The sequence below is a fragment of the Azospirillum lipoferum genome (assembly GCF_024170005.1).
In the GTDB taxonomy this organism is placed as follows: Bacteria; Pseudomonadota; Alphaproteobacteria; order Azospirillales; family Azospirillaceae; genus Azospirillum; species Azospirillum lipoferum.
The window spans coordinates 250,412-268,398 of the sequence record NZ_JALJXJ010000010.1 but is presented as its reverse complement, the minus strand read 5'-3'; the positions used below and the strand labels follow the sequence as shown (position 1 = coordinate 268,398).

Annotated in this window: 16 protein-coding genes; 7 read left to right on the top strand and 9 right to left on the bottom strand. The window is 66.2% G+C overall.

Annotated features, from left to right (window positions below; translation table 11 throughout):
• Positions 1 to 5 precede the first annotated feature (5 nt).
• Entirely contained in the window at positions 6 to 1,016 is a 1,011-nt protein-coding gene (locus tag J2848_RS22855) for an ABC transporter permease subunit (protein ID WP_149232536.1), read from the bottom strand.
• 234 nt (positions 1,017 to 1,250) lie between these two features.
• Positions 1,251 to 2,849 carry an ABC transporter substrate-binding protein gene (locus tag J2848_RS22850; RefSeq protein ID WP_149232537.1) on the bottom strand — a complete coding sequence of 533 codons (1,599 nt, stop codon included), beginning with the start codon at positions 2,847 to 2,849 and terminating at the stop codon, positions 1,251 to 1,253.
• A 401-nt stretch (positions 2,850 to 3,250) separates the two neighbouring features.
• On the opposite strand from J2848_RS22850, the gene J2848_RS22845 reads away from it, so the two are divergent.
• Both J2848_RS22845 and J2848_RS22840 read left to right on the top strand, forming a co-directional pair.
• Positions 3,251 to 4,198, top strand: coding sequence for a DMT family transporter (locus tag J2848_RS22845; RefSeq protein WP_149232538.1), 948 nt, complete (start codon positions 3,251 to 3,253; stop codon positions 4,196 to 4,198).
• A gap of 72 nt (positions 4,199 to 4,270) precedes the next feature.
• On the top strand, positions 4,271 to 5,134 hold the full coding sequence (locus J2848_RS22840) for a ChbG/HpnK family deacetylase (protein WP_149232539.1): 864 nt from the start codon (positions 4,271 to 4,273) through the stop codon (positions 5,132 to 5,134).
• Positions 5,135 to 5,140: 6 nt separating this feature from the next.
• On the opposite strand, the gene J2848_RS22835 is transcribed toward J2848_RS22840, so the two are convergent.
• On the bottom strand, positions 5,141 to 6,775 hold the full coding sequence (locus tag J2848_RS22835; RefSeq protein WP_149232540.1) for an AMP-binding protein: 1,635 nt from the start codon (positions 6,773 to 6,775) through the stop codon (positions 5,141 to 5,143).
• 355 nt (positions 6,776 to 7,130) lie between these two features.
• Positions 7,131 to 7,634, bottom strand: a complete 504-nt coding sequence (locus J2848_RS22830; RefSeq protein WP_149232761.1) for a hypothetical protein — start codon at positions 7,632 to 7,634, stop codon at positions 7,131 to 7,133.
• Positions 7,635 to 8,597: 963 nt separating this feature from the next.
• Here J2848_RS22830 and J2848_RS22825 point away from each other — a divergent pair.
• Positions 8,598 to 9,401: a response regulator gene (locus J2848_RS22825; RefSeq protein ID WP_149232541.1), complete on the top strand. Its 804-nt coding sequence runs from the start codon at positions 8,598 to 8,600 to the stop codon at positions 9,399 to 9,401.
• Positions 9,402 to 9,439: 38 nt separating this feature from the next.
• Here the strand turns inward: J2848_RS22825 and purU are convergent, their stop codons facing one another.
• A complete protein-coding gene (gene purU / locus J2848_RS22820) occupies positions 9,440 to 10,306 on the bottom strand; it encodes a formyltetrahydrofolate deformylase (RefSeq protein ID WP_149232542.1) in 867 nt (288 codons plus the stop codon).
• Positions 10,307 to 10,525: 219 nt separating this feature from the next.
• On the opposite strand from purU, the gene J2848_RS22815 reads away from it, so the two are divergent.
• On the top strand, positions 10,526 to 10,912 hold the full coding sequence (locus tag J2848_RS22815; RefSeq protein WP_149232543.1) for a hypothetical protein: 387 nt from the start codon (positions 10,526 to 10,528) through the stop codon (positions 10,910 to 10,912).
• A 167-nt stretch (positions 10,913 to 11,079) separates the two neighbouring features.
• On the opposite strand, the gene J2848_RS22810 is transcribed toward J2848_RS22815, so the two are convergent.
• Entirely contained in the window at positions 11,080 to 11,247 is a 168-nt protein-coding gene (locus J2848_RS22810; protein WP_170307100.1) for a hypothetical protein, read from the bottom strand.
• A gap of 257 nt (positions 11,248 to 11,504) precedes the next feature.
• Between J2848_RS22810 and J2848_RS22805 the strand changes: the two genes are divergently transcribed.
• The 3 genes from J2848_RS22805 (at position 11,505) to J2848_RS22795 (ending at position 14,637) form a co-directional block, all read left to right on the top strand.
• Entirely contained in the window at positions 11,505 to 12,347 is an 843-nt protein-coding gene (locus J2848_RS22805; RefSeq protein ID WP_149232544.1) for an N-acetylmuramoyl-L-alanine amidase family protein, read from the top strand.
• Between the two features lie 94 nt (positions 12,348 to 12,441).
• Positions 12,442 to 13,161 carry a BON domain-containing protein gene (locus J2848_RS22800; protein WP_246193977.1) on the top strand — a complete coding sequence of 240 codons (720 nt, stop codon included), beginning with the start codon at positions 12,442 to 12,444 and terminating at the stop codon, positions 13,159 to 13,161.
• Positions 13,162 to 13,173: 12 nt separating this feature from the next.
• The gene (locus J2848_RS22795) at positions 13,174 to 14,637 is read left to right on the top strand and encodes a hypothetical protein (protein WP_149232545.1); all 1,464 of its coding nucleotides are present in this window, start codon (positions 13,174 to 13,176) and stop codon (positions 14,635 to 14,637) included.
• 15 nt (positions 14,638 to 14,652) lie between these two features.
• Here J2848_RS22795 and J2848_RS22790 read toward each other — a convergent pair whose 3' ends face one another.
• From J2848_RS22790 to sucD, 3 genes are all read right to left on the bottom strand, one after another.
• Positions 14,653 to 15,651 (bottom strand): NAD(P)H-quinone oxidoreductase, encoded by a 999-nt coding sequence (locus J2848_RS22790; RefSeq protein ID WP_149232546.1) that lies wholly within the window; start codon positions 15,649 to 15,651, stop codon positions 14,653 to 14,655.
• 405 nt (positions 15,652 to 16,056) lie between these two features.
• Positions 16,057 to 16,974 carry an IclR family transcriptional regulator gene (locus J2848_RS22785; protein WP_149232547.1) on the bottom strand — a complete coding sequence of 306 codons (918 nt, stop codon included), beginning with the start codon at positions 16,972 to 16,974 and terminating at the stop codon, positions 16,057 to 16,059.
• Between the two features lie 122 nt (positions 16,975 to 17,096).
• Complete coding sequence (sucD, locus tag J2848_RS22780) at positions 17,097 to 17,987, bottom strand: succinate--CoA ligase subunit alpha (RefSeq protein WP_149232548.1); 891 nt, start codon at positions 17,985 to 17,987, stop codon at positions 17,097 to 17,099.

Here is a 17,987-nt window from a genome sequence, read left to right as displayed (position 1 = left end):
TGGCCTCACCGCGCGTGACGGATGCGGGGGTTGAGGACGCCGTAGAGCACGTCCACCAGCAGGTTGACCAGGATCACCGAGGTGGCGATCAGCAGGACTCCACCCTGCAGGGCCGGATAGTCGCGGCGGTTGATCGATTCGATCAGCCATTTGCCGACGCCCGGCCAGGAGAAGATGGTCTCGGTCAGGATGGCGCCGCCCAGCAGCGTGCCGACCTGCAGGCCGATGACGGTCACCACCGGGATCAGCGCGTTGCGCAACGCGTGCATGCCGATGACCCGGCCGCTGGCCAGCCCCTTGGCGCGGGCGGTGCGGATGTAATCCTCGCCCAGCACCTCCAGCATGGCCGAGCGCGTCATGCGCGCGACCACGGCCAGCGGCACGGTGCCCAGCACGATGGTCGGCAGCACCAGATGGCCGAGAGCGGAACGGAACGCCTCGTAGTCGCCGGCCTTCAGCGTGTCGATCAGCATGAAGCCGGTGTCCGGCTCCACGTAATAGACCAGATCCAGTCGGCCCGACACCGGGGTCCAGCCCAGCCCAACCGAGAAGAACAGGATCAGCAGCAGGCCCCACCAGAAGATCGGCATCGAATATCCGGTCAGGCTGGCGCCCATCACGCCGTGGTCGAACAGCGACCCCCGCTTCACCGCCGCCAGGATGCCGGCCGGCAGCCCCACCAGCGTCGCGAACAGCATGGCGCACAGCGCCAGTTCGAGCGTCGCCGGGAACAGCGTCAGGAATTCGCTGAGGACCGAATTGTGGGTGATCAGCGACAGGCCGAAATCACCGTGCAGCACGTTGCCGACGTAATCGAGGAACTGCTGCCAGAGCGCCCGGTCCAGGCCCATCTCGTGGCGCAGTTCGGCCAGCCGTTCAGGCGCGATGCCTCTCTCGCCCGTGCGCACCTCGATAGGGTCGCCGGGAACCAGCCGGATCAGGATGAAGGTCAGAAAGGTGATGCCGAGGAAAGTCGGAATCACCAAGCTCACCCGCGTCAGGATGAAGCGAAGCATCGACGGGCACTCGTTTTTTAAAACTGCGGTGAAAACTGGAACGGAGCGCTGGCCCGGCAGAAAAACCGCTTGGCAACGCTCCGTTCCATCAGGGGCACCTGCCCCAACTCCGACCCTCCCCCGCTTGCGCGGAGAAGGGCATGTCACTTACTTCAGGGTGGGAGCATGGCACCCCATACCCCACCTTTTCAACACTCCATCGCGCCCGCACTTTCGGCGAAGGCACGTCTCATATCACTTCAGGTCGACGCCTTCGAAGCGATGGATGCCGAACGGGTCCATCTTGTAGCCGACGACGTTCTTGGCGAGGCCCATGTAAACCACCGAGTGGGCGATGGTGTACCATGGGGCCTCTTCCTTGAAGATGACCTGGGACTGTTCGTACAGCTTGGTGCGCGCGGCGATGTCGGTGGTGCGCTTGGCCTGGACGACGAGGTCGTCGAACTCCTTGTTGCACCACTTCGACAGGTTGTTGCCGCCCGGACGCGCCGCCTCGCAGCCCAGCAGGGTGTAGAGGAAGTTGTCCGGATCGCCGTTGTCGCCGGTCCAACCGAGCATGCCCATCTGGTGCTCGCCCTGCTGCATGCGCTTGCGGTACTCGCCCCACTCGTACTGCACGATCTTCGCCTTGACGCCGACCTTGGCCAGATCAGCCTGCATCATCTCGGCGATGCGCTTGGCGTTGGGGTTGTAGGGGCGCTGCACCGGCATCGCCCACAGGTCGGTCTCGAAGCCGTTCGGGTAGCCGGCATCGGCCAGCAGCTTCTTCGCCCGCTCGACGTCGTAGGGATAATCCTCGATCGAGTCGTTGTACGACCACATGGTCGGCGGGATCGGGTTCTTGGCCGGGACGCCGGCGGCCTGATAGACCGCGGCGACCATCGCCTTCTTGTCCATCGCCATGCTGACGGCGCGGCGGACGCGAACGTCGTCGAACGGCTTCTTGGTCACGTTGAAGGAGACGTAACCGACGTTCAGGCCTTCCTGCTCCTGGACGACGATCGAGCTGTCCTTCTTCATGCCGTCGATGTCGGCCGGGTTCGGATAGGGCATCACCTGGCATTCGTTGGCCTTCAGCTTGGCCAGACGAACCGCCGCATCGGGCGTGATCGCGAAGACGAGGTTGTCGAGCGGCTGCTTGCCGCCCCAATACTGCTCGAACGCCTTGTAACGGATGACGGCGTCCTTCTGGTAGGCGACGAACTGGAAGGGACCGGTGCCGACCGGAACCTGGTCCAGCTTCTCCGGCGTGCCCTTCTTCAGCAGCATGGCGGCGTATTCGGCCGACATGATCGGGGCGAACGGCATGGCGAGGTTGGCCAGGAACGGCGCCTCGACCGCGTTCAGCGTGAACTTGACCGTCAGGTCGTCGACCTTCTCGATCGACTTCAACAGCTTGGGCATCGCCATGTCGTTGAAGTAGTCGTAGGCGCCGCCGGAGATCTTGTGGAAGGGATGGTCCGGCTTCCACTGGCGCTCGAACGAGAAGATCACGTCGTCGGCGTTGGCATCGCGGGTCGGCTTGAAATCGCCGACGCTGTGCCACTTGGCACCGGCCCGCAGCTTGAAGGTATAGACCAGCCCGTCGTCGGAAATGGTCCAGGATTCCGCCAGGCCGGGAACGACCTTGGTGCCGCCATGCTCGAACTGGACGAGATTGTTGTAGACCGGGAGGGCAACGTCGAAGCTGGTGCCGGTCGTGTTCAACATGGGGTTGAAGTTTTCGGGACTACCCTCGGAGCAATAAACAAGGGTTTTCGCCGCCTGGGCCGGCGCCGACAGCGCCAGCGCCGCGGCCATACCAAGCCCGGCACCCAGCAGGATGCGCTTCATTCGTCTTGCCTCCCGATTCCGGTTGGAGCGTATGGAAATTTGCCAGAACGCTTTTGGAAATAGCGTCGCCATTTGGCGCGTGCGAAAGCCGCCTGTCAACGCCTACATGCATACGTGGCTATACCGTGGCGCAGAGCACAATTCGTGGCGCCAATACGTCCGTATGGATACATTTTTGGCCCCGAAAACGAAACAGTTGCAAAGCCAACCATCCGGTTGACCGAATCGACAGGTCCCTGCCCCTGCGACTCAGGTTATCCGGGTGGACAGGTCCCGACTTGCGCGCAGGCGGCGGACGGTGGACGGCTGCCATGCACACCCGCCGTGAAGGCCGGTGCCGGTCCCCATGCTAGGCTGGGTTGCATCTGTGATGGAACCCCTTTTCGGAATCTGGTCCGGCGATGTCCTTTCCGCTCCTGCCGTCCGTCCTGCGGTCTGGCCCGCTGGCCGCCTATGGCCTCTACATCGTTGGATCCGCGCTGCTCGCCTCGAACCCCGTGGTTGGCCGGGCGGCGGCGCATGTGGTGCCGCCGATCGGACTGGCTTTCTGGCGCTGGCTGATCGCCTTTCTGATCGTGCTGCCCTTTGCCCTGCCCGGCCTGCTGACCCACCGCAGCCGGCTGAAGGCGCAATGGCGGCATTACCTTTTGCTGGGCGTGCTGGGGCAGGGAATTTCCGGCGCCATCGTCTATTATGGGCTGGAGCGGACCAGCGCCACCAATGCCAGCCTGATCTATGCGACGAGCCCGGCGATGATCCTGGCGCTTGCCGCCGTCTGGCTGGGCGACGCGATCCGGCCGCGGCAGATTCTCGGCATCCTGCTGGCGATGGCCGGCGTGCTGGTGATCCTGACCCGCGGCGATCCGGAGGCGCTGCTGCACCTGTCCTTCAATGGCGGCGACCTGCTGGTGCTGACCGGGGCGGTGTCCTGGTCGGTCTATACCATCCTGCTGCGGCAATCGGGCACCCCCCTGCCGGTGGTCACCGCCTTCGCCGCCAATGCGCTGTCCGGCGTGCTGGTGCTGGCACCCTTCTATGCGTGGGAGACGGTGGCGGTGCGGCCGGTTCCCTTTTCCGTTTCCACCATCCTGTCGATCGTCGCGGTGGCGCTGTTCGCCTCCGTTCTGGCGCTGCTGGCCTATCAGAAGACGATCGCGATGATGGGGGCGGCGCGCGCCTCCACCGCGCTGTACGTGTCGCCGCTGTGGGCGGCGCTGGCCTCCTGGGTGTTGCTGGGCGAACCGTTGCAGGGCTTTCATCTGATGGGCGTGATGCTGGTGCTGCCCGGCGTGATGCTGGCCACCCTGCAAGCCCGCAAGCCGGCGGCGGCGGCGACCGAAGCGGCCTGACCGGAGTGGCTTGATCGACGACGCCAACCCTCCCATTTTGGCCGGACATTCCCCACCCGCTCCCGTCGGTCCATGCCCCAATCCGCTCCCACCCCGCTGCTCCTCTGTGCCGACGATTACGGACTGGCGCCCGGCGTCAACACCGCCATTCGTGATCTGATCGCCCGGGGACGACTGACCGCGACCTCGGTCATGAGCCTCTGCCCGCATTGGCGCAGCGGAGCCGACGCACTGCGTGAACTGAAGGACAAGGCCGATGTCGGGCTGCATTTCACCCTGACCGACCAGCCGCCGCTGGGTGCCATGCCGATTCTGGCGCCGGACGGGCGGCTGCCGCCGTTGGGGCGGCTGATGGGCTGGGCCTATCGCGGGACACTGAACGGCCCGGTGGCGCGCGCGGAAATCCGGGACGAACTGTCGCGCCAGATCGACGCCTTCACCGACGCCTGGGGCGGACCGCCCGACTATATCGACGGCCACCAGCACATCCACCAGCTGCCCGGCGTGCGTGAGGCGGTGGTGGACGCGCTAACCGCCTTGCCGGGCGCTTATGTCCGCCTGTGCGGCGAACCGGTGACGGCGGTGCTGCGCCGGGGCGTCGCGGTGCCGAAGACCCTGCTGATCGGCGGGCTGGGCGGCGGACTGAGGCGCATGGTGCGGGCGCGCGGCATCCCCGCCAACGACCGCTTCGCCGGAGTCTACGACTTCGCCGGCAACCGTCCTTTCGCCGAACTGATGGCGCGCTTCCTGGACGGTATCGGCGGCCGCACGCTGGTTATGGTCCACCCCGGCCTGCCGGACGAGGACCTGCGCCGCGTCGACACGCTGGTCGAGCCGCGGCGCGCCGAATACGACTATCTCCGCGGGCCGGAGTTCGCCGCCCTGTTGGAGGCGCGCAACATCCGGCTGACCCCCTTCGCCGACTTTCCCCGGTAGGAGCGGTTATTCCGCCTCGTCCGGCTGCCACGCACGGCGGCGCAGCTTGAAACGCTGGACCTTGCCGGTCTCCGTCCGCGGCAGCGCATCGAGGAACTCCACCGCGCGCGGGTACTTGTAGGGCGCGATGTGTTCCTTGACGAAGCTTTGCAGCTCCTCCGCCAGACGCTCGTCGGGACGGACATCGTCGCGCAGCACGACGAAGGCCTTGGGGATGGTGCCGCGCACCGGATCGGGGGCGGCGATCACCGCGCATTCCTGCACCGCCTCGTGGCTCAGCAGGATGTTCTCGACCTCCAGGCCGGAGATCTTGTAGCCGGCCGAGACGATCAGGTCGTCGGTGCGGGCGTGATACCAGAAGAAACCGTCCTCATCAACGTGGAAGGCGTCGCCGGTCAGGTTCCAGCCCTGCTGGACATAGCTTTCCTGGCGCGGATCGTCGAGATAGAGGCAGCCGGTCGCCCCGCGCACCGCCAGCCGGCCGACCTGCCCGGGGGGCAGCTGGCGGAACTGGTCGTCGACCACCATCGCCTCGTACCCCGGCACCGGCTTGCCGGTGGAGCCCGGCCGGACATCGCCCGGCACCGCATGCAGGACGGCGTTCAGCAGTTCGGTCGTGCCCAGGCTGTCGAGGATTTCCAGCCCGGTGGCGTCGCACCAGCCCTCGAAGGTCTGCTGCGGCAGCGGCTCCCCGGCGGAGATGCAGAGCCGGAGCGAGGCAAGCCCCTTGGCCAGCGCCGGGTCGGCGGCCATGCGGCCGATCATGCCGCGATAAACGGTGGGCACGGTGAACATCACCGTCGCCCGGTGGCGGCTGGCGGCCTCCAGCAGCCGGTCGGCGGTGCCGCGCTCCAGCAGGATGACTGACGCGCCGATACGCAGAGGAAACAGCAGCAGCCCGCCCAGCCCATAGGCGAAGGCCAGCGTCGGCGAGCCGCAGAACACGTCGTCGGCCGTCGTGCCCAGCACCGAGCGCGGCGACAGATCGGAAATCGCCAGCAGATGACGATGCAGATGAGCCGCCGCCTTCGGCGTGCCGGTGGTGCCGGAGGTGAAGGCGATCAGCGCGACGTCATCCTGCGCCGTGTCGGCGGCCTGGAACCCGGCCGGCTTGGTGGCGATGCGATGTTCCAGCTCGCCGTCGCGGAAACCAACGATGCGCAGCGACGGCAATGCCGCCTCTTCCAGATCGTCGAGGAAATGGGTGTCGCACAGCGCCATGTCGATGGCGGCGCGATTCAGCACGTCGGCCAGTTCGGGCGCGCGCAGCAGCGGCATGGTCGGCACCAGCACGCCGCCGGCCTTGATCACCGCCAGCCAGCAGGCGGCCAGCATCGGCGTGTTGGGACCACGCAGCAGCACGCGGTTGCCGGTGACCAGCCCGTAATCCTCGGTCAGGACGCGGGCGATGCGGTCGACGGTGTCGCGCATCCGGCCATAGCTCCACACCTCGCCGTCGCCGCCGATCAGGCAGGGGCGCCCGTCCCAGCCACGCTCGCGCCAGCCGTCGATCAGGACGGAGACGGCGTTGAGCCGCTGGGGGTATTGGAGTTCGGGGCGTTCCAGAATCAGATCGGGGCGCTGCGACGGGGCCGGCAGCCGGTCACGGGTGAAGCTGTCCAAATGTCCGGATGGCGTCATGCGCGCTGCTGCCTCCCCCCGTTGCAGGACGGGAAGGACGGGGCCGGCGTGGTCGGTGGGCGGACCCGGCCGCCACACGCGCGGTTCAGACACGGCCATACCGTCGGCCGGCGCGAATGCGCATCCCTTCATGGGCAATGCTCCATCTCCCCCCGCAGAGGACGCATGAACACGCCTCCGTCTTGTCTTTTATGCTCCGACTATAGTGCCAGGGGACGCAAGTGAGCCATGCAACGAACGAATGGTGGGTGCACCATCAATCGCCATTCCTGCCGGGACAAGTGCCTGAAAACGCCGGTTTTTCGTTGGTAAGACGCATGATTTGGAACGAAAGTACGGGTCGGCGTACCGATTTTCAGCCGTTCTGCAGATAAAGATCGATCTCACCCTGCTCCATCACGTGGGCGGTGCCGTGGATGATGCCGTTGGCGACCTGGATGATGCGGTGAATCATCGCGACGGAGGTCTGGCAGTCCATCCGCAGCTTGTCGGGATCGCCGCTGTCGATGTCGGTGCCGATCCGCTCCAGCGTGTGGGCGATCACCTGATGGGCCTGGGCGATGGTGTCCTCGAACGGGCGGAGGAACTTGGACGGCACATGGCCGTAGGCCTCGATCGCCAGATCCTTGTCGGAGAAGCCGCTGTCGCGGAAATGCTCGGCATAGCTCTTGGGCTGCCAGATGCGGCATTCCTCCAGCATGTCCGGCATGTCAGGGATCATCTCGATCAGCATCACGATTTCGTTGAAGTGATTGAGATAGTCGGTCGCCAGCAGCGTCTTCTCGGAAATGTTCGTGCCGCGCACGCGCTCCCGCCACTGGGCGAAGTCAGCCAGTTCATCCGGTGGAATGCCCTCCATCAGGGACCGATCCAACTCTTGGTCTTCCATGCACAAACCCGGACCCGATGCGGCAGCCTACGCGATACCCCGGCCGGCACCGTTCCGCCGGCCTTCAGAACGGATGGCGCGCCCGAAGACGCCGAACTCCAACCGTGTGCCGATGTCCTTAACGTTGGATTAAACGCGTTGCAAGCACGGGCTTGTGAAAGTCCCCAATTGACGGAAAGGAGGCAGCGACAGGGCCATTATCTTGACGGATATCTGTGCGGATGAAAGTTCGCCGCCGGCACCGGCCGCATGATGTGGCGGCGGTGCTTCGGCGGCGATCAGGATTGGCGGTTCAGGGAGGAATCACACCATGCCCGTTCCAACACAGCCCCTGGCGGTTGGTTCCTGTGCTGCACGGTTGGTTTTTCATGCGGCGCATGGCCGGAAAAGAAAAACGCGCCGGCCTGGGGGATGGCCGGCGCGTACGAGGATCGGGAACACTCGCCTCGCCCTCACACGGTACACACCGGAGGGCAAAGACAGAGTAAGCTTATAAGTCTTTCAGAACAGTTAAGCCTACCCCTCCGGCACCCCCTATATCTTGCAGGTCATAGGCTGGCCGCACAGCCCGCTGAACCATATCCGGCCGTGTTTCATATTATGCATACTGAGTAATCCTTTACTGGTATCTCGAATAAATCTTTCGGGCTCACTCCCGTTAGGCCGTGGACTGCGCCATATGAATTCGACCGTTGCAGCCCGGGATGCGTCAGTCTGTCGATCGAAGCAGCGTCGACGGCGCCGCGATCTTCGGCGGGAACGCCCGGCCGGTTCCGCCGCCGGATTTCGCTGCCAAGTTTCGCTGACGGACAGGCGGACCGGGCAGAGGCGGCCCGGAAAGGATCGAGTTGCACCGGCCTGATCCGGGATCCCGGATCAGGCACATCGGGTGGATGCCAGGAACACGCGCCGCAGAAAGGCACGGGGAGAGAGATGGAGCAGTACACCGGTCACTTCATGCAGCATTTGCCCTACCTGCGCCGCTATGCCCGCGCGCTGACCGGGACGAACGGGCGGGGGGACGCCTTGGTGACCCGCACCCTGGAATGGTATCTGGAGGCGGACGAGGCGGAGACCGGCCGCGGCGGCGACCTGTCGCGCGGCACGCTCTATCGCCATCTGAACGAGTTGCAGGACGAGGAGGGCTCGCCGCCGGTGGTGGCGCCCTACCATCCGGTCGAATCGGCGCTGATGACGCTGGAGGAAACCGACCGCCGGCTCTACCTGCTGGTCAATCTGGAGGATCTGCCGGTCGGCGACGCCGCCGTCGTCCTGGGCCTCGCCCCGGAAGATGCGGTGGAGCGACTGACCCACGCCCGCGAGCGCGTCCGCGCCCGGCTGACCGCCACCATCCTGATCGTCGAGGACGATGCCATCATCGCCTATGATCTGGCGGAGACGGTGCGCGGCATGGGCCACATCGTCTGCGGCAACGCGGCGACGATGGACGAGGCGCTGTCGCTGGCGGCGGAACACCGGCCGACGCTGGCGCTGATGGACATCCGGCTGGCCGATGGCGACAACGGGCTGGAGGTGGCGCGCGAACTGCGGGCTCGCCGGTTCCTGCCGGTGATCTTCGTCACCGCCTTCCCCGACGATCTGGCCAAGCATGGGCTGGAGCATCTGGGTCCGGTGATCCCGAAGCCCTTCACCCGCGACCAGATCGAACAGGCGATCACCCGCGCGGTGTTCATGCCGCAGCCGGAGGACGTCCGCGAGACGGCGCAGCCCCACTGAGGGGCTGCGCTGCTTCACCCGGCGTTCACCCGGGGGGGTTAGCGGAAGACCACCGTCTTGTTGCCGTTCAGCAGCACGCGATGCTCCACGTGGTAGCGGACGGCACGGGCGAGAACGATGTTCTCGATGTCACGCCCGATGGCCACCAGGTCGTCGGGCGTCATCGTATGGTCGACGCGCTCGGCCTCCTGCTCGATGATCGGGCCTTCGTCGAGGTTGGAGGTGACATAGTGCGCGGTGGCGCCGATCAGCTTAACGCCGCGGGCATGGGCCTGGTGGTAGGGCTTGGCGCCCTTGAAGCTGGGCAGGAAGCTGTGGTGGATGTTGATGACCCGGCCGGCCATCCGCTCGCACAGCGCACCCGACAGCACCTGCATGTAGCGGGCGAGCACGACGAGGTCGACCTTCTCCTCGTCCACGATCTCCAGCAGGCGGGCTTCCTGCTGCGCCTTGTTGTCGACGCCGACCGGCAGATGGTGGAACGGAATATTGTGCCACGCCGCCAGCTGGTAGAAGTCGCGGTGGTTGGAAACGATGGCCGGGATTTCGATCGGCAGATAGCCGGTGCGGTAGCGGTACAACAGGTCGTTCAGGCAGTGGCCGAACTTCGACACCATGATCAGCACGCGCGGGCGGCGGCGGGCGTCATGGATCTTCCAGGTCATGCCGAAGCGGTCCGCCACCTGCGCGGCGAAATCGGCCTCCAGTTGCGCCTTCGTCGGCCCGGCAGGGTTGCCGTTGAAGCTGACGCGCATGAAGAACAGGCCGGAGACGCGGTCGCCGAACTGGGCGCTGTCGATGATGTTGCAGCTCCGCTCCGCCAGGAAGCCTGACACCGCGAAGACGATGCCGACGGTGTCGGGGCAGGAAACGGTGAGGATATAGTCGGAGCCGGTCTCAGACATCGCGCGTCCACCATGACGTACAGCAAGAAAAGGGGGAGGCTTCCCTAGCACGAACGCCGCCATGTTGCACCCGCTTCATGAGCGGATGCGCACATGGCTGTATCGTCAGGCGGAATTGTCGCCGGCAGCGGGCGGTCCACGCCGCTCTGGCATCGGCGGGCCGGCGGTGCGAAACTGGTGCGCGGCCGAACCGGCCGGCGTATGGAAACGGGATCATCCATGGCATCCGGCGGCAAGATCATCGGCGAATACGCCAAGGGCAAGGTCGACAAGCTGATGACGGCGGATGCCGCCGACAGCAGCCGGAGCCAGCGCATCCGCCATTTCCTGGAAAACATGGATGCCGCGATCCTGGAGGCCAACTGCGAGGTCATCGGACGCGAGCTGCCCAACCTGAACCGCGACTCCTTCCTGCGCATGGCGGTGCGGGTGGCGGAACTGCGGGCCGACTACATCCGCGCCGGCCTGAAGATGTCGGAATCACGGCACCCGGATTCCGCCGCCGTCAGCGACCTCGCCCGCCTGCGCGCGGCCTACGAGGAGATGCTGGCGGTCTATGAGGCGGCCGAACGGGTGATCGAGCGCGGGTACGCCAAGCTGGGGTAAAGCTCCGGGGTGCCGCCCTCCCCGGAAACAAAAATCCCCTTCCCCGCGATCCTGCGGAGAAGGGGGCGCGACCGATCGGTCACGGAATTCAGTGTCAATTCAGTGGCGACCGACCCGAAAGACGCCGGCCCAAAAAAATACCGGCAGGCCAAAGCCGATGGCCGGGGTCAAACGTCGTGGAAATGTTCCAACTCCCGACGCAGGCTGGTGGCCTCCTGTCGCAGGCCGACGATCCGGCGGACGTCGGGACTCTGCTGTTGTTCCTCGCGTTCGAGCTTGTCCTCGATCTCGCGCTGCTCTTGCCGGATGATGTTGAACAAGGCTTTCCTCAACATCGACACCTCCCGAGCTGATCGCTAAAATTTTAGCGCTTTTCCAAGCCGCCATCAAGCAACCAATGACCTCTGTCGAATCCTAATCGTGTCAAGTCTGCCCCGGTAACCGGCCGGCCACAAATATTCAGAAACGGTAATCTGCCCGGCCTTGACAATACTTTTGCGCCGCCGCATTGGTTAATGAATCAGGCTAGATCAACAAAGGGCGTGGCCTGACGCCGCGGCACTTCCTCCTTTGCAGTACGGTATTTTTGGCCATGGATCGACGACAGCTGCTTGGGCTGGGGCTTAGCAAGCTTTGGTTAACCGCCTTCGGCACGGCGGGGCTGGCGCTGGCGCAGCCGCTGGGGGTGACCGGCGCCCTGGCGGCGGACCGGCGGCCGGACCGCAAGCCGGCCAGCGGCACTTCGTCACGGCCGCGGCTGGTGATGCTCGATCCCGGCCATGGCGGCAACGATCCCGGCGCCATCGGTACCCGCGGCACCTTCGAGAAGGAGGTGACGCTCGACATCGCCCGCGACGTCGCACGCATCCTGGCGGAGCGGCACGGCGTGGCCGTGAAGCTGACGCGCCGCGACGACCGTTTCCTGGCGCTGGACGACCGGGTGGCACTGACGCGCGAGGCCGGGGCCGACCTGTTCGTGTCGATCCACGCCGACAGCGCCCCCAACGCCGAGGCCCGCGGCCTGTCGGCCTACATCCTGTCGGAAAAGGCATCGGATTCCTTCGCCTCCCGCCTCGCCCAACAGGAGAATCAGGCCGACCGCTTCGGCAAGCCGGGGTCGGTCGGCGGCGGCCGGATCGTCAAGGACATCCTGATGGACCTGACGGCGCGCCACACCCGCCATGCCTCGCTGGCGGCCCGCCAGATCTTGGTGGAGGGGGCGGGAAAGGAACTGCACCTGTTGGAAAACCCGATGCGAGCGGCCAATTTTGCGGTGCTGAAGGCGCCGGACGTGCCGTCGGTACTGGTCGAGACCGGCTTCCTGTCCAACCCCAGGGACGAGGAAATCCTGCGCGACGCGACCGCCCGGCGGGTGGTTTCCCGCGTCCTGGCGCGTGAAATCGCCGGCGTGCTGTCCAGCCCAGCTTTCGCCTGATTTCGCCCCGAGACTGTGGAAAGCGTCGTGACGACGCTTCCTTCGCAGTCGCAGCGACTGCAACATCCGTGCATCACCTCGGGACAAAGTGACGATGACTGGTGAAAGCCTCGAATTTCCCCATTGCAAAGACCGTTCCGCCGTGACTTTTTCCGGCCGCGCGCCGCATCCGCCCGGTGCGCGCCACGCGGGCGAAGGGAGGCACGCTGTGACGGGTTTGAGCCGCCTTTGGACATTGTTCGCACTCGCCTGCACCGCCGGTGTTTCGCTGGCCGGCTGCGGGCCGCTGGTGCTGGGCGCCGCGGGCGGGACCGCCGTGGTGGCGACGCAGGAGCGCGGCTTCGGCGGCTTCGTCAGCGACACCGAAATCCGCGCCCGCATCAATTCGCTGTGGCTGCAGCATTCGGTGGACATGACCAACCGCATCGGGCTGACCGTCGACCAGGGCCGCGTGCTGCTGACCGGCCGCGCCGCCGACGCGCAGATGCGGCTCGACGCGGTGCGCCTCGTCTGGCAGGCGCAGGGCGTGAAGGAAGTCATCAACGAAATCCAGATCGACAACGGGTCGAGCATCATCGACACCGCGCGCGACACCTGGATCTCGACCCAGATTCGCAGCCGGATCACGTTCGATGCGGATATTCATAGCCAGAACTACAGCATCGATACCGTCGACGGCGTTGTCTATCTGATGGGTGTCGCCAGTTCACAGGAAGAGCTGGACCGTGCACTCCAGCACGCCCGTTCGGTGCCCAACGTCCAGCGCGTCGTCAGCTACGTCCGTCTGCTCCCGAACCCAAACCTCCAGGGTTGAACCCCGACCGCCATGGCCTCCGCCCTATCCCGCGTCCTCGCCGTTTTCCGCACCGCCGCCGTCACCGCAGCCTTGAGCCTGCCGGCGGCGTTCGCGGCCGGTCCCGTTCTGGCGCAGGACGCGGCAGTGGAAATGACGGTTCAGGATAGGGCGGTGCAGGCTGTGGCGCAGGATGTCGCGGCGCAGGATCAGGACGGCGGCGGGGCGGACAACCCGGCCGCCGGCACCCCCGGCCCGGCCAACCGCCTGTTCGTCCAGGCCTTGCAGCTGATCCGGCAGGCCGACAACACCTATGACGTCGCCGAGGAAGGCCGTCTCCTGAAGGAGGCGGATAAGCTGTTCAACGACATCGTGACGAAATATCCCGACAGCCCGCTGGCGGTGCAGCTCGTCACCAACCAGTTCGTCGGCGACTTCGATTTCTACGAATTCCGCTCGCGCATCCGGGCGCTGGTCTGCAACGACGCCCTGAACAGCCTGTGCTTCCTCCACCGCATCGGCGAGATGCTGCCGCCGGTGGAAACGCCGATCAATGCAGCGCGCTGGGACTGGCTGTCGCTGGCCGTCGCCTACCAGCAGCTGGGCGACACCGGCCGCGCCAAGGAGATCATGGCGCCCTTCGTCAGCGCGGTGCGCCGCGGTGGCGTCGCCGACAGCTCCGGCCAGGATCTGTTCGTCGCCCGCGCCCTGTCGCTGATGGGGCAGACGCCGCTGGCGCTGGACATCACCCGGCAGATCAACGACTGCTCGACCCGCATCTACAACCTCGCCGACATCGCCAAGGCGGCGGCGTGGCGCGGCGACAGCGGCCTGACCAACGCGCTGGCCGACGAGGCCAAGAGCTACGCCTCCAGCCACAATTGCGCCTGGGAGCTGGGGCTGGTCGCCCAGACGCTGCTGCGCGCCGGCAAGGAGGCACAGGCCCGCACCCTGTTCCTGAACACGGTCGAGACGCAGTTCTCCAAGTTCAAGGAAACCCGCGGCGACTGCTGCCCGCCGGAACTGGCGGTGGCGGCGGCCGACATCGGCGAGCCGAAGCTGGCGCTGGGACTGCTCAGCACGGTGCAGGACGAGAACCCGTGGACGATCCCGGCGGTGCTGGGGCGGCTGGCCAAGCGCGGCGAGGCGGGCATGGCCGTCGCCTACGCCGATCAGGTGGCGGACATCGATACCCGCGGCGAAGCCTATGCCGAGCTGATCGAGGCGGCGATGAAGCGCGGCGAACCGGCCGTCGCCAACGACCTGATGAACCGCCTGAACAAGCTGACGGACGAAGCCGCCGGCCGCCGGCCCGGCCTGCTGGCACAGCGGGCCAAGGCGGAGAAGGTCTTCTACAACGATGACCGCTGGCGCCGCACCTTCCAGCTGGCGATCAACGCGGCGGAGAAGGCCAGCAACTTCGTCCGCCGCGACATCGGCGCCCCGCTGCTGGCCGCGCTGGTCCGCATCGAGACCGGGTTGCCGATGCTGGACTGAGGGGAGAGCTTCCGCTCATCCCACCGTCAGCACCAGCTTGCCGACATGCTGGTTGCTCTCCATCAGCCGGTGAGCGTCGGCGGCGTTGGCGAACGGAAAGACCTCGTGGACGACCGGCTTGACCGTACCGGCGGCCACCAGCGGCCAGACGCGCGCCTTCAACTGCTCGGCCACCGCCTGCTTGTAGGCGACCGGACGCGCCCGCAGGGTCGAGCCGGTCAGCACCAGCCGCTTGGTCATCACCGGGAAGAAGTTCACGTTGGCCGTCGCGCCGCGGACGAAGCCGATGCAGACATAGCGGCCCTCGACCGCCAGCGCGTCGATGCTGCGGGCGACGTAATCGCCGCCGACGATGTCCAGCACCACATTCACACCCGTGCCGCCGGTTGCCTCCTTGACCACCGCGACGAAATCCTCCTCGGCATAGTCGATGGCACGCTCGGCACCCAGCCGGACGCAGGCAGCGCATTTCTCCGCCCCGCGGGCGGTGGCGAAGACGCGGGCGCCGAACGCGGCCCCCAATTGGATCGCCGTGGTGCCGATGCCGGACGTGCCGCCATGGACCAGCAGTGCCTCGCCGGGCTGGAGCGCGCCGCGCTCGAACACGTTCGACCAGACGGTGAAGAAGGTTTCCGGCAGGGCCGCCGCCTCGGCCATCGACAGGCCGGCGGGAATCGGCAGGCATTGCGCCGCCGGCACCACGCAGAACTCGGCATAGCCGCCGCCGGCCAGCAGGGCGCAGACGGGGTCGCCGACCCGCCAGCCCTCCACCCCTTCGCCCAGCGCGTCGACGGTGCCGGCGACCTCCAGGCCGGGGATGTCGGTGATGCCCGGCGGCGGGTTGTACTTGCCGAGCCGCTGGAGCACGTCGGGCCGGTTGACGCCGGCAGCCTGGACGGCGATGCGGATCTCGCCCGGTGCTGGATCGGGAACCGGACGGTTCGCCGGGACCAGCACCTCCGGCTTGCCGGGCTGGCTCACCTCGATCGCCGTCATGGTTCTGGATTCTGCCATTCGGAACACTCCCCTACCCTGTTCTGGTGAAAGGTCAGGGGCACTGTGTCGTCGCAGCGGACGGCCAGTCCACGCGGCGATGGATCCGATTTCGTCCTGCGGAAAAATCAGAAAAAATGGCCGTGCTGCACACAGCACGGCCAGTCTCCGAGAGAAGCGCGAACATGCAAAACAACACATCCGCCCGATGAGAAAGGAACGCCTTTCCCGAGACAGACAATCGCACGGCCGATAGCGGATTTCCCGAGGAAAACGCCGGTTTTCCATTCCGTGGAAACGGCCGATTTCTCAAGAAAAAAGGCCGCGCTCCGTGAGGAACGCGGCCCTGAGTGCGCCAGGGAGGAATGCCAACGTGCACCACCTGCCGTCAGCTCTTGGCGTCTGCTTGTCCGTGTGATGGACGGGTCAGTTGGGAACCGGCACGCGGCCGCCCAGTTCCTGCGTCACCGCGGCAGCAGCGCGCTTGACCATTTCGCCCAGGGCACGCAACCGCGCGTCCTCGATGCGCCGGCTGGAGCCGGACAGCGACAGGGCACCCATCACACGGGAATTCTCGTCGAAGATCGGAGCGGCGACACAGCGCAGGCCGGACACCCGCTCCTCCTGGTCCAGGGCATAGCCGCGGGTGCGGACCAGCGTCAGGTCACGGTACAGCGCCGGCAGCGACGACAGGGTGCTGCGGGTGAACTGGCGCATGCCGCGCTGGGTCACGATGGTCTGCACCTTGGTCTCCGGCATGCCGGCCAGCAGCGCCTTGCCGACGGCGGAACAGTGCAGCAGCGTGCGGTCGGTCTGCGGAACCGCGACCTGGGCGGCGCGAGGACCGCCGACGCGGGCCAAGTAAAGCGCCTCGCCATTCTCCTCGACCGCAAGGTTCACGATCTCGCTGCTCTCCTCCATCAGGCGGCGCATGCGGGGACGGGCAACATCGACCAGATTGCGGGTCTTCAGGAAATTGGCGCCGGTCATGTAGGCTTGGACGCCGACCACCCAGCCGCGCGCGCTCTGGTCGAAACGGACATAGCGCTCGTACTGCAGGGTCGTCAGCAGGCGGTGGGTAGTGGAGGGCGACAGGTTCGCAGCCTCCGACAGTTCGGTCAGGGTCATCGGACCGTCGTTGGAGCCGAGGATGGTCAGGATATTCAGCGCGCGGCACAGCGACTGCACCACCTGCCCGCGCTCGGCCTTGGCGTCCTTGCCGTTGTCGTTCTTGACCCGCGGCGTCTCGATGATCGCGGTCTTGATGATAGCCGCGGCGCCCTCACTGGGGTCGTCATGGATGATGCGGCGGGCCAGAATGCTGTTTTGGGCTTGCGCTTTCATGTCCCATCTCCCTCGGGGTCCGGCGCGTTGGTTGCGCCTGTCTGTTGCGGCTGATGGCGTGAGTGACAGAAGCTTCGCTGGAACCGCGGGACCGTCGCGGACGGCGGTCCCGCGGGGAAACGTCAACCTTTGAAAATCGCCTGCATGGTGAAGCCCAGGCTGGCGGGGCTGTCGGCGACGGCGATGCCGACCGACTTCATGAAGTCGATCTTGAAGTCGGCGGTGTCGTTGCCGCCGGAGATCACCGCACCGGCATGGCCCATGCGGCGGCCCGGAGGCGCCGTGCGGCCGGCGATGAAGCCGACGACCGGCTTCTTCGTGCCCGACGCCTTGAGGAACTCGGCGCCGCGGACTTCGGCGTCGCCGCCGATCTCGCCGATCATGATGATGCCCTCGGTCTCCGGGTCCTTCACGAACAGCTCCAGGCTGTCGACGAAGTTGGTGCCGTTGACCGGGTCGCCGCCGATGCCGATGCAGGTGGTCTGGCCCAGGCCGGCCGCCGTGGTCTGCGCCACCGCCTCATAGGTCAGCGTGCCCGAGCGCGAGACGATGCCGATCTTGCCACGCTTGTGGATGTGGCCCGGCATGATGCCGATCTTGCACTCGTCCGGCGTGATGATGCCGGGGCAGTTCGGGCCGATCAGGCGGGTCCCAATTCCATTTTTCCGGGAACCGTCGAGGGCGCGCTTGACGCGGACCATGTCCAGCACCGGGATGCCCTCGGTGATGCAGACCACCAGCGGGATCTCGGCGTCGATCGCTTCCAGGATCGCGTCGGCCGCAAACGGCGGCGGCACGTAGATCACGGAGGCGTTGGCGCCGGTCTTCTCGACCGCTTCCGACACGGTGTCGAAGATCGGCAGGTCGAGATGCTTGGCGCCGCCCTTACCCGGGGTCACGCCGCCGACCATCTTGGTGCCGTAGGCGATGGCCTGTTCGGAGTGGAAGGTGCCCTGGGCTCCGGTGAAGCCCTGGCAGATCACCTTCGTGTTCTTGTCGACGAGAACAGCCAT

What these genes read in the sequence shown, in the direction of transcription:
- J2848_RS22825 (WP_149232541.1), top strand. Translation starts at nt 8,598, where the DNA reads ATGGAGCAGTACACCGGTCACTTCATGCAGCATTTGCCCTACCTGCGC.
- J2848_RS22795 (WP_149232545.1), top strand. Translation starts at nt 13,174, where the DNA reads ATGGCCTCCGCCCTATCCCGCGTCCTCGCCGTTTTCCGCACCGCCGCC.
- J2848_RS22800 (WP_246193977.1), top strand. Translation starts at nt 12,442, where the DNA reads ATGACTGGTGAAAGCCTCGAATTTCCCCATTGCAAAGACCGTTCCGCC.
- J2848_RS22845 (WP_149232538.1), top strand. Translation starts at nt 3,251, where the DNA reads ATGTCCTTTCCGCTCCTGCCGTCCGTCCTGCGGTCTGGCCCGCTGGCC.
- J2848_RS22835 (WP_149232540.1), bottom strand. Translation starts at nt 6,775, where the DNA reads ATGACGCCATCCGGACATTTGGACAGCTTCACCCGTGACCGGCTGCCG.
- J2848_RS22805 (WP_149232544.1), top strand. Translation starts at nt 11,505, where the DNA reads ATGGATCGACGACAGCTGCTTGGGCTGGGGCTTAGCAAGCTTTGGTTA.
- J2848_RS22850 (WP_149232537.1), bottom strand. Translation starts at nt 2,849, where the DNA reads ATGAAGCGCATCCTGCTGGGTGCCGGGCTTGGTATGGCCGCGGCGCTG.
- purU (WP_149232542.1), bottom strand. Translation starts at nt 10,306, where the DNA reads ATGTCTGAGACCGGCTCCGACTATATCCTCACCGTTTCCTGCCCCGAC.
- J2848_RS22785 (WP_149232547.1), bottom strand. Translation starts at nt 16,974, where the DNA reads ATGAAAGCGCAAGCCCAAAACAGCATTCTGGCCCGCCGCATCATCCAT.
- J2848_RS22855 (WP_149232536.1), bottom strand. Translation starts at nt 1,016, where the DNA reads ATGCTTCGCTTCATCCTGACGCGGGTGAGCTTGGTGATTCCGACTTTC.
- sucD (WP_149232548.1), bottom strand. Translation starts at nt 17,987, where the DNA reads ATGGCTGTTCTCGTCGACAAGAACACGAAGGTGATCTGCCAGGGCTTC.
- J2848_RS22815 (WP_149232543.1), top strand. Translation starts at nt 10,526, where the DNA reads ATGGCATCCGGCGGCAAGATCATCGGCGAATACGCCAAGGGCAAGGTC.
- J2848_RS22840 (WP_149232539.1), top strand. Translation starts at nt 4,271, where the DNA reads ATGCCCCAATCCGCTCCCACCCCGCTGCTCCTCTGTGCCGACGATTAC.
- J2848_RS22790 (WP_149232546.1), bottom strand. Translation starts at nt 15,651, where the DNA reads ATGGCAGAATCCAGAACCATGACGGCGATCGAGGTGAGCCAGCCCGGC.
- J2848_RS22810 (WP_170307100.1), bottom strand. Translation starts at nt 11,247, where the DNA reads ATGTTGAGGAAAGCCTTGTTCAACATCATCCGGCAAGAGCAGCGCGAG.
- J2848_RS22830 (WP_149232761.1), bottom strand. Translation starts at nt 7,634, where the DNA reads ATGGAGGGCATTCCACCGGATGAACTGGCTGACTTCGCCCAGTGGCGG.